Source organism: Saccharothrix hoggarensis, from assembly GCF_042678885.1.
Taxonomy (GTDB): domain Bacteria; phylum Actinomycetota; class Actinomycetes; order Mycobacteriales; family Pseudonocardiaceae; genus Actinosynnema; species Actinosynnema hoggarensis.
This window is the reverse complement of sequence record NZ_JBHTLK010000246.1, coordinates 1-9944: the sequence shown is the minus strand read 5'-3', so window position 1 is coordinate 9944 and position 9944 is coordinate 1. Positions and strand designations below refer to the sequence as shown.

The 9944-nt window shown below is 72.7% G+C and carries 10 protein-coding genes; 3 read left to right on the top strand and 7 right to left on the bottom strand.

What is annotated here, in order from left to right:
* From ACFQ3T_RS30665 to ACFQ3T_RS30655, 3 genes are all read right to left on the bottom strand, one after another.
* On the bottom strand, window positions 1-1471 hold a 1471-nt coding region (locus tag ACFQ3T_RS30665), incomplete at its 3' end, for an ABC transporter ATP-binding protein/permease (RefSeq protein ID WP_380728590.1).
* On the bottom strand, window positions 1468-2514 hold the full coding sequence (gene cydB, locus ACFQ3T_RS30660) for a cytochrome d ubiquinol oxidase subunit II (RefSeq protein WP_380728588.1): 1047 nt from the start codon (window positions 2512-2514) through the stop codon (window positions 1468-1470). The genes ACFQ3T_RS30665 and cydB, both read right to left, overlap by 4 nt.
* An 11-nt stretch (window positions 2515-2525) precedes the next feature.
* A complete protein-coding gene (locus tag ACFQ3T_RS30655; protein WP_380728586.1) occupies window positions 2526-4001 on the bottom strand; it encodes a cytochrome ubiquinol oxidase subunit I in 1476 nt (491 codons plus the stop codon).
* A gap of 319 nt (window positions 4002-4320) precedes the next feature.
* Here ACFQ3T_RS30655 and ACFQ3T_RS30650 point away from each other — a divergent pair, with 319 nt between their 5' ends.
* On the top strand, window positions 4321-4920 hold the full coding sequence (locus ACFQ3T_RS30650; protein ID WP_380728584.1) for a TMEM165/GDT1 family protein: 600 nt from the start codon (window positions 4321-4323) through the stop codon (window positions 4918-4920).
* Between the two features lie 3 nt (window positions 4921-4923).
* On the opposite strand, the gene ACFQ3T_RS30645 is transcribed toward ACFQ3T_RS30650, so the two are convergent.
* From ACFQ3T_RS30645 to ACFQ3T_RS30630, 4 genes are all read right to left on the bottom strand, one after another.
* Window positions 4924-5460, bottom strand: coding sequence for a Uma2 family endonuclease (locus ACFQ3T_RS30645; RefSeq protein ID WP_380728582.1), 537 nt, complete (start codon window positions 5458-5460; stop codon window positions 4924-4926).
* 95 nt (window positions 5461-5555) lie between these two features.
* Complete coding sequence (locus ACFQ3T_RS30640; RefSeq protein WP_380728580.1) at window positions 5556-6224, bottom strand: IclR family transcriptional regulator; 669 nt, start codon at window positions 6222-6224, stop codon at window positions 5556-5558.
* Between the two features lie 3 nt (window positions 6225-6227).
* Window positions 6228-7400 (bottom strand): fumarylacetoacetate hydrolase family protein, encoded by a 1173-nt coding sequence (locus ACFQ3T_RS30635; RefSeq protein ID WP_380728578.1) that lies wholly within the window; start codon window positions 7398-7400, stop codon window positions 6228-6230.
* The gene (locus ACFQ3T_RS30630) at window positions 7397-8263 is read right to left on the bottom strand and encodes a hypothetical protein (protein ID WP_380728577.1); all 867 of its coding nucleotides are present in this window, start codon (window positions 8261-8263) and stop codon (window positions 7397-7399) included. The genes ACFQ3T_RS30635 and ACFQ3T_RS30630 overlap by 4 nt, the downstream gene beginning before the upstream one ends.
* 69 nt (window positions 8264-8332) lie before the next feature.
* Here ACFQ3T_RS30630 and ACFQ3T_RS30625 point away from each other — a divergent pair, with 69 nt between their 5' ends.
* On the top strand, window positions 8333-9508 hold the full coding sequence (locus ACFQ3T_RS30625; RefSeq protein ID WP_380728575.1) for a homogentisate 1,2-dioxygenase: 1176 nt from the start codon (window positions 8333-8335) through the stop codon (window positions 9506-9508).
* Window positions 9509-9547: 39 nt separating this feature from the next.
* A partial coding sequence (locus ACFQ3T_RS30620; protein ID WP_380728573.1) for an SWIM zinc finger family protein occupies window positions 9548-9944 on the top strand: 397 nt, incomplete at its 3' end.

Here is a 9944-nt window from a genome sequence, read left to right as displayed (position 1 = left end):
CCGCGGCGGCACGGCGGAACGCGGCCATGACCTCGGCGGCCGTGCCGGGGTCGAGGTGCGCGGTCGGCTCGTCCAGCAGCAGCACCGTCGCCCCCGACCGGACTCGGGTCAGCGCCCGCGCCACGGCGACGCGCTGCCGCTCACCCGTCGACAGCTCGGCGATCGGCCGCGACACCAGGTGCCCGGCCGCGACCGACGCCAGCACGTCGTGGTCGACCCGGCCGGTGGTCAGCTCCAGCTCGTCGGCCACCGTGCGGCCGGCGAACGCGGGCCGCTGCGGCACCCACGCGATGGCCGACCGGTCCACGACCACCGAACCGCCGTCCGGCCGCACGAACCCCAGCAGCACGTCGAAGAGCGTCGACTTGCCTGCCCCGCTCGGCGCGTCGAGCCGGTGCACCTCGCCGGGCCGCACCCGGAAGCTCACCCCGTCCGGCGCGAACCTCCCCCGCCGCCGCACCCGCAGGTCGCGGACCTCCACCCCCTCCACCGGCGGCGACGCGGGGCCGGGCGCCTCGGGGACCGGGACCTCCGCCACCCGCCGCACCGCCTCGACGCCGTCCTCCGACGCGTGGTGCGCCGCGCCCGCCGCCCGCAGCGGCAGGTAGCACTCGGGCGCCAGGATCAGCACCACCAGGCCCGTGACCAGCGTCATCTCCCCCGACACCAGCCGCAGCCCGATCCCCACCGCGATCAGCGCCACCGACAGCGACGCCACGACCTCCAGCACCAGCGCCGACAGGAACGCCACCCGCAACGTCCCCATCGTCGCCCGCCGGTAGCGCTCGCCCACCTCCCGCACGGCCGACGCCTGCGCCGCCGCGCGGCCGAACGCGGTCAGCACCGGCAGCGCCCGCACCAGCTCCGCGAGCCGTCCCGACAGCCGCTCCAGCGCCGACGCCGCCGCGCCGACCCGCGCCGACGTGAACCGCCCGATCAGGATCGCGAACACCGGGATCAGCGGCAGCGTCACGGCGATCAGCACGGCCGAGGTCGGGTCGGTGAGCAAGATCCACCCGCCGACGGCCACCGGCACGACCGCCGTCGTCACAAGCGCGGGCAGGTACCGGGTGAAGTACGCGTCGAGCGCGTCCAGGCCCTTGGTGGCGAGCACCGCCAGCGACGCGGGCCCGCGCGCCACGATCCACGACGGTCCGAGCCCCAGCGCCCGGTCCAGCACCGCCGCCCGCAGCTCCTCCTTCGCGCCCGCCGCCGCCCGCGTGGCCACCGACTCCGCCGCCCACGCCAGCCCGGCCGGCACCACCACCGCGCCGGCGAGCGCCCACAACGACCCCCCGGTCACGAGCGCCGACGCCAGCGCCACGGCCTGCCACACCAAGGCGCACGCCGTCAGCGCGGCCAGCAACGCGCACCAGGCCAACGCCCGGCGCGCCGAGCGCGAGAGCGCGGGCAGCGCGCCGAGCGGGCCTTTCCCCGGCTTCGTGGCGGAAGGGGCTCCGGGGAAGTTCACCGGGTCTGCCCGGAAGGGCCGGACGCCGAAGGGCCGGACGCCGGAGGAACGGACACGGCGGGGATGTGCCGGGTGCCCACGCGCTTGCGGAACACCCAGTACGTCCACCCCTGGTAGACGAGCACCGCGGGCGTGCCGAACGCGGCCACCCACGTCATCACGGTGAGCGTGTACGGGCTCGACGCCGCGTTCGCCACCGTCAACGACCACGCCGGGTCCACGGTGGACGGCAGGACGTCCGGGTACAGCGCGCCGAACAGGGCCGCCACCGCCCCCGCGACGACCACCCCCATCAACGCGAACGCCTGCCCCTCGCGCCGCAGCACCAGCCGCCCGTAGGCGCCCAGGGCGGCCAGCGCCACCACGATCGACGCGCCCCACGTCCACGTCGACCCCGACCTCAGCTGCACGGTCAGCAGCAGCACCAGCAGCGGCAGCAACGCGAACGGCGCGACCTTCAACGCCAGCGCGCGGGCCCGGTCCCGCACCCCGCCCTCCGTCTTGAGGGACAGGAACACGGCGCCGTGCACGAACGCGTACCCCGCCACGGCCACCGCGCCGAGCAGCGTCTCCACCCGGATCGCCGCGAACGGCGAGCCGACGCGGTCGCCGAGGGCGTCGAGCGGCATGCCGAACACCGTCGCCGAGATCAGCAACCCGACGCTGAGCGCGGCGGTCCACGACCCGGCGACGATCACCGCGTCCCACACCCGCCGCCACCGCGCCGAGTCGACCTTCCCCCGGTACTCGAACGCCACCCCGCGCCCGATCAGCGCCAGCAGGAACAGCGTCAGCGGCAGGTACACCGAGCTGAGCAGCGCCGCGTACCAGGCGGGGAACGCGGCGAACGTCGCGCCGACGGCCACCAGCAGCCACACCTCGTTGCCGTCCCACACCGGCCCGATGGTGTTGATCAGCACCCGCCGCTCGGCCTCCGACCGCCCCAGCACCGGCAGCAGCATCCCGACGCCGAAGTCGAAGCCCTCCAGGAACAGGTAGCCCAGCCAGAGCAGGGCGATCACGCAGAACCAGAACGTCTCCACGGCTCCCCCTCTCAGTACGCGAACGACAGGACGTCGTCGCGCTTCCCGGCGTCGTCGTCGGGTCCCCGAGCCGGCAGCACGCCCGCGACGCCGGCGCGGACGTACCGCCGGATCAGGAACACCTCGACGCAGGCCAGCACCCCGTAGACCAGCGTCAAGGCGATCAACGACGTCAACACCTCCCCCGGTGTCGACGACGACACGGCGCGCGCGGTGAACATCCACACCCCGTCCACCCCGCTCGGGTTCGGCACCACCACGAACGGCTGCCGACCCATCTCGGTGAAGATCCAGCCGAAGCTGTTGCCCAGGAACGGGGTCGCGACGCTCCCGAGCGCGAGCCACGCGAACCACCGCCCGCGCGGCACCCGGCCGGCGCGCGTCAGCCACAGGACCAGCAGCCCGGCGCCGGCCGCGATCGCGCCGAACCCGATCATCAGCCGGAAACCCCAGTAGGTGACGGGCAGGTTCGGCACGTAGTCGATCGGCTTGCCCGAGAGCTCGCCGAGCTTCGGGTCGACCGGGTAGTTGGTCCCGTACTTCTCCTGGTACAGCGGCAGCAGGTCCTGGATGCCCTTGACCTCGGTGGTGAAGTCGTTGTGCGCCAGGAAGGACAGCAGCGCGGGCACGGTGACGCTCTTGACGTTCTCGCAGTCGGGCCGCGACACGTCCCCGACCGCGAACACCGAGAACGACGCGGGCGACTCGGTGTGGCACAGCGCCTCGGCCGCCGCCATCTTCATCGGCTGCTGCTCGAACATCAGCTTGCCCTGGAAGTCGCCGGTGATCGCGAGCCCGGTGAACGCCGCCACGCCCACCCACGTGCCGAGCTTCACCGACGCCCGCCACACCGGCCCGTCGTCGCCGCGGCGCCACAGGTGCCACGCGGCGATGCCCACCAGGAACGTCCCGGCGACGGCGAACGCGCCGAACACCGTGTGCGGGAACGCGGCCAGCACGGTGTTGTTGCCCAGCACCGCCCAGATCGACGTGAGCCGCGGCCGCCCGTCGACCATCTCGACGCCGACGGGGTGCTGCATCCACGAGTTGGCGGCCAGGATGAAGTACGCGGACGCGATCGTGGCCAGCGAGAACGCCCACACGCACGCCAGGTGGACCTTCTTCGGCAGCCGGTCCCAGCCGAAGATCCACAGGCCGAGGAACGTCGACTCGACGAAGAACGCGACCAGGCCCTCCATCGCCAGCGGCGCGCCGAACACGTCGCCGACGAACCGCGAGTAGGCGCTCCACGTCATGCCGAACTGGAACTCCTGCACGATGCCGGTGACCACGCCCATCGCGAAGTTGATCAGCAGCAGCTTGCCCCAGAACTTCGTCATCGCGAGGTACTTGCGGTCGCCCGTGCGCACCCACGCCGTCTGCATCACGGCCACGAGCAGCGACAGCCCGATGGTCAGCGGCACCATCAGGAAGTGGTAGACGGTCGTGATGCCGAACTGCCACCGTGCCAGGTCCAGAACTTCCACGGGACGAACGTAGGTCCGGAGGGAGGTCCCGCCTCAGGTACGAGGGTCACCTGTGGACCGGGACCAAGGTCCCGGTGTGCGGCGTCACGCGGGCGGGCGCGCCGGCGCCGGTTACGATGTCCGGGCCAGAGGGGAGTAGTTCCCCCGGGTCACCACGACCGGGGCGAGAGGATCGACACACTGGTCCGCCTTCGCGCGGACCCGGTCCCTCACCCGCTCTCGGGAGCGGGCGAACGAGACCTCCGGCCGGGCAGCGCACCACGCCCGGTCGGGGTCGTGCTGCCTCCGTCCGGGTTCCCATCGGACGTCGGAGGTACCCGTGGCACCCGAACTCATCGCCCTGGCGACGGCTTTCGCCATCGTCTTCCTGGCCGAGCTGCCGGACAAGACCATGGTCGCCACCCTGGTCCTCACCACCCGCTACCGCGCGTGGCCCGTGTTCGCGGGCGTCACGGCGGCGTTCGCGATCCAGTGCGTGGTGGCCGCGACGTTCGGCGGCGTGCTCACCCTCCTACCCGATCGGGTGGTCGCCGCCGTCGTGGCGGTCCTGTTCGGCGTGGGCGCGTTCCTGCTGCTCAAGGAGGGCTTCTCGAAGGACGGCGACGACGTCGACGCGGCCGCCGACGGTCCCGACCGGGTGACGTTCCTCCGGGCCGCCCTGACCTCGTTCGGCGTCCTGTTCGCCGCCGAGTGGGGCGACGCCTCCCAACTGGCCACCGCCGCCCTGTCCGCCCGGTACGAGAGCCCGGTGTTCGTGGGCCTGGGCGCGTTCCTGGCGCTGGCCACCGTCGCCGCCATCGCCGTCCTGGTGGGCCGCAGGATCGCCGCCCGCATCCCGACCCACCTGATCCAGCGGGTGAGCGGCTTCATCTTCGCCGTGTTCGCCCTCTTCGCGCTCTGGCAGGCGGTCACGGGCTGAACCTCACACCAACCCGTCGAGCTTCACCGTCACCGGGAACGGCACCGTGGTGGTGTACTCACCCACCACGTCGCCGGCGTCCTGGTACCCGAACTCGCCGGCGAGGTGACAGGCGACCAGCGAGACCGGCGGGTCCAGGTCGACGATCCAGTAGTGGGGAATACCGGCATCCGCGTATTCCCCGCGCTTGATCACCCGATCCGTGCGCTTCGAGCCCGGCGACACGATCTCGATCACGACCAGCACCTCGGACGCCTTCAGCATCCTGCCGCTCTTGGTCGCCTCGCGGGGAACGACGACCAGGTCAGGCCGCCTGGAGAAGCCGGGATCGCCGTACGGGGCCAGTTCGAGGTCGATGTCCACGTCCTGGATCGCGACCAGTTCGCCCGGCAATTGGGCTCGCAGCTGGGCGAACAGTTCACCCGAAGCCACCATGTGGGGCGGACTCGGACTCGGCGACATCAAGATACGACCCTCTTGCAACTCGGAGTAACCGTGCTCGGTTTCCCCGAGCTCGGCGTATTCGGCGACCGTGAACAAGTGCGGCTCGCCGGCCGAGTTCTCCGTGTCCTCAGACAGAGCAGTCACTTCGTTCCCCTTTGCCTCACCGAGAGTGCCGCATAGGCTACTGTGCGTCAGCGCAACGCCTCAGCGACCTCCTGAGCCGCCCGCACCACCTGCGGCCCCACCGCGTCACCGTCCAGCTTCTCCAGGGCCACCACGCCCACGCTGGCCCGCAGTCCGGGCACTCCGCGCACCGGCGCCGCCACGCCGAACGCGCCCGCCTGCAGCTCGCCCGTCGAGTGGACCCACTGCCGGCCCTCCGGCGACAGGCCGATGGCCTTCCCGGCCGCGCCCCGGTGCACCGGGTGGCGGGAGCCGACCCGGTAGGCCACGTGGTACGCCGTCCACGACGGCTCGACCACGGCCACCGCCTGCGCCTCGCTCCCGTCCGCCACGGTCAGGTGCGCGGTCGCGCCGACGGCCTCCGCCAGCGTCCGCAGCGCGGGCTGGGCGGCGAGGCGGAGCTGCGGCAGCACGTTGGACGCCAGCCGCAGCACCCCCAGCCCGAGCCGCACCTTGGACCCCTCGCGCCGCACCAGCCCGCGCGACTGCAGCGGCACGAGCAGCCGGTACACCGCCGCCCGCGACGCGCCGATGGCCGCCGCCAGCTCGCTGATCGACGGCGCTTCCGACTCGGCGTCCGCGACCGCCTGGAGCAGGGCCAGGCCCCGCTCCAGGGTCAGCGAGCTCTCCTTGGACGCGGGCGCCGGCAGCCGGCCGCGGGGATCGGGTCTGACCACGCTCTACCTCTCGTCGGCGGGCGCGATCGTGCCGACCACCTCGGCCAGCCCGACGACCGAACCGCCTTCGCCCGGAGCCGTCGCGGTGATCCGCACCGTGTCGCCGTCCTCCAGGAACGTCCGCTCGTCGCCGCCGACCACCACCGGTTCCTTGCCGCCCCAGCTCAGCTCCAGGAAGGAGCCGCGCTGGTCGCGCTCCGGACCGGACACGGTGCCCGACGCGATCAGGTCGCCCGGCCGAACCGTAGCGCCGTTCACCGACAGGTGCGCGAGTTGCTGCGCGAACGTCCACGACATCTCGCGGAACGGCGGGCGGGACACCACGACGCCGTTCCACTCGACCTCGAGGTCGATGTCCAGTCCCCAGGTCCGGTCCTCGACCAGGTACGGCAGCACGTCGTTGCCCAGCGGCGGGGGTGGCACGCGGGCCACCGCGAACGCCTCCAGCGGCGTGATCCAGGCCGCGACGGACGTGGCGAACGACTTGCCCAGGAACGGCCCGAGCGGCTGGTACTCCCACGCCTGGATGTCGCGCGCGGACCAGTCGTTGACCAGGGCCACGCCGAACACGTGGTCGGCGGCCTGCGACGGGGTGAGCCGCGACGCGACCGGCCCGCCGCAGACGAACCCGACCTCGGCCTCGATGTCGAGCCTGCCGGTCGGCCCGAAGACGGGACCGGCGGACGACCGGCGCTGGCCGTGCGGGCGCACGACCGGCGTGCCGGACACGACGACCGTCCCGGCCCGGCCGTGGTAGCCGATGGGCAGGTGCGTCCAGTTCGGCAGCAGCGCGTCGCCGTCGGGCCGGAAGATCCGGCCGACGTTCTCCGCGTGGTGCCGCGACGAGTAGAAGTCGACGTAGTCGGCGACGGTGAACGGCAGCACGGCGCCGTCCAGGGGCACGAGTCGCGCGCCGCGCGGGGCGGAGGCGGCCGTGACGATCTCCACCAGCCGGGCCCTCAGCTCGCTCCACGCGGGCCGCCCGGCCGCCAGCAGGGCGTCCAGCGTGCCGGTGGCCACCAGCGGCTCCAGCCGCTCGCCCAGGGACAGCCCGCCCAGCAGCAACGCCTGGTCGCCCACGCGCACCGCGACACCGCCGGGCACGACGCCGTAGGGCAGCGTCTGCGGCCCGAACGGCGAGTCGGCCGTGAACGCCGGGTCCTCGATCCAGCTCACAGCAGCCCCAGCTCCTCCAGGTCGGCGATCGGCTCGTCGAGCGAGCACGACCCGTACGACGCGAACACCCCGCGGACGGCGTGCGCGGCCTGGTCGGACAGCGCGTCGGCCTCCTCGCCGAGCGCGACCGCGTCCGTGCTGGACAGGGCCTCGCGGACGTCGCCGCCGGACAGGGACCGCGCGGTGGCGACGAGCAGGTTGAGGAAGCCGTGGTGGGTGAAGCCGGTGGCGGGGTCGGTGTGCCGGACGGCGTGGTGCAGGCCGGCGGTCGCCTTGAACGCCACGCCGCCACCGCTCACCACCGCCAGGAAGTCGGCGACCTCGTCCACGCTGGGGAAGTTCTCCTTGCTCAGCCCGCCGCAGCGCAGCTTGGGCCAGCTGCCGTGCTCGATGACGCGGCGCACGCCGTCGAGCCACTCGGCGCCGCCCCGCCGGGGCTCGACGACCCGGATGACGTCCTCGGGCACGAACTCCGAGACGCGTTCGAGCCACACCTCGTCCACGTCGGACGGGGCGGGCATCTCGACCATCCGCAGCGCCAGCAGCTCGCTGCGGGACTCGACGATCGACACGGCCTTGGGCACACCGCCCAGGCCCGTGTCGATGACCAGCGACAGGGCGATCGGCTTCACCGGTTTGACCTTGATCAGCTCGGTGATCAGCTCGGCCAGTCGCGACGCGGGGCACAGGAACAACCCCACGGCACCCGCCCATTCCCCGGCACGTGCGTCGAGGTGGCCGCGGATCGCGTCGGGCATTGCCGCGTTGCCCGGCGGGAACAGTGCGGCGTCGTCGACAAGCCGCGCGAGCAGGGGCGGAGTGCCGCGTGGACCGGGCGCACGGAGTTCGAAGGCGCTTGACACGGCTGACACGCTAGTGGCGTACCGGTCAATGAACAAAGATGTCCGACTATCGAACGCCCGGAGTGAACCATGGCGTACTACCGCCAGGTGGGTGAGATCCCCCGAAAGCGCCACACGCAGTTCCGCGACCCGGAAGGCGGGCTGTACGCGGAGGAGCTGATGGGGGTCGAGGGCTTCTCCGCCGACTCGGCGCTGCTCTACCACCGCCACCTGCCGACCGCGATCGTCGACGCGGTCACCGTCGAGGAGACCCGCGGCGCGCTGTCCCCGAACCTCCCGCTCAAGCCGCGGCACTTCAAGACGCCCGCGCTGACCTGGGGCGACGAGGTGGACGCGGTCACCGGTCGGCGCACCCTGTTCGGCAACGCGGACGTGGTCATCGGCTTCGTCAGGGCCACCGCGCCGAGCCCGCTGTACCGCAACGCGGCGGGCGACGAGCTGCTGTACGTGCAGTCCGGCGAAGGGGTCGTGGAGACGATCTACGGCGCGCTCCCGGTCGCCGAGGGCGATTACGTGGTGCTACCTACTTCGTGCACCTATCGGGTCGTTCCCGCACGACCGATGAACATCCTCGTGCTGGAAGCCACCGGGCACATCGGACCACCGAAGCGGTACCTGTCCGGCAAGGGCCAGTTCCTGGAGCACTCGCCGTACTGCGAGCGCGACGTGCGGGGGCCCGCCGAGCCGTTGCTCGTGGACGGCGAGGACGTGGACGTGCTCGTGCGGCACCGCGCCGGCCTCACCCGGTTCACCTACGCGAACCACCCGTTCGACGTCGTCGGCTGGGACGGCTGCCTGTACCCCTGGGCGTTCAACATCCGCGACTTCGAGCCGATCACGGGCCGCGTGCACCAGCCGCCGCCCGTGCACCAGACGTTCGAGGGGCCCAACTTCGTGGTGTGCTCGTTCGTGCCGCGCAAGGTCGACTACCACCCGCTGTCGATCCCGGTGCCGTACAACCACGCGAACGTGGACTCCGACGAACTGCTGTTCTACGTCGGCGGCGACTACGAGGCGCGCAAGGGCTCCGGCATCGGCCTCGGCTCGCTGTCCCTGCACCCGTCGGGCTGCACCCACGGTCCCCAGCCGGGCGCGGTCGAGGCGTCCCTCGGCGTCGACTACTTCGACGAGACCGCGGTCATGGTGGACACGTTCCGGCCGCTGGACCTCGGCGAGGCGGCGCTCGCCTCGGAGGACCCGAAGTACGCCTGGTCGTGGGCCCGCCGGGGGCCGGACCTGGGGTGATCGACTTTTTGTCGGTGGCGGCCTCTAACGTCTGCCGGCATGGACGCACGAGCGGTTCTGGAGACGGCCCCGGACAGCGGGGTGGCGAGCAGCGCCACCCGGCTGGCGGGGTCCTCCGGCTGGCAGGGGACGGGTCGCAGCGACACGGCCCTGTGGGGCCTGTGCAAGGGCAGCGGCAAGAACCCCTACCAGGTGTGCGTCGACCTCGGCGACCGCGCGGCGAAGTGCTCGTGCCCGTCGCGCAAGTTCCCGTGCAAGCACGCGGTGGCCCTGCAGCTGCGCCACGCGAGTGACCCGCTGCCCGCCGGCGAGACCCCCGACTGGGTCGCGGAGTGGCTGACCCGGCGTCGCCGCGCGGCCGCCGACCGGCCCGCGGCGCCGGACGACTCGCCGGAAGCCGTCGAGCGGCGGGCCAAGGCCAAGGAGAAGACGGCGG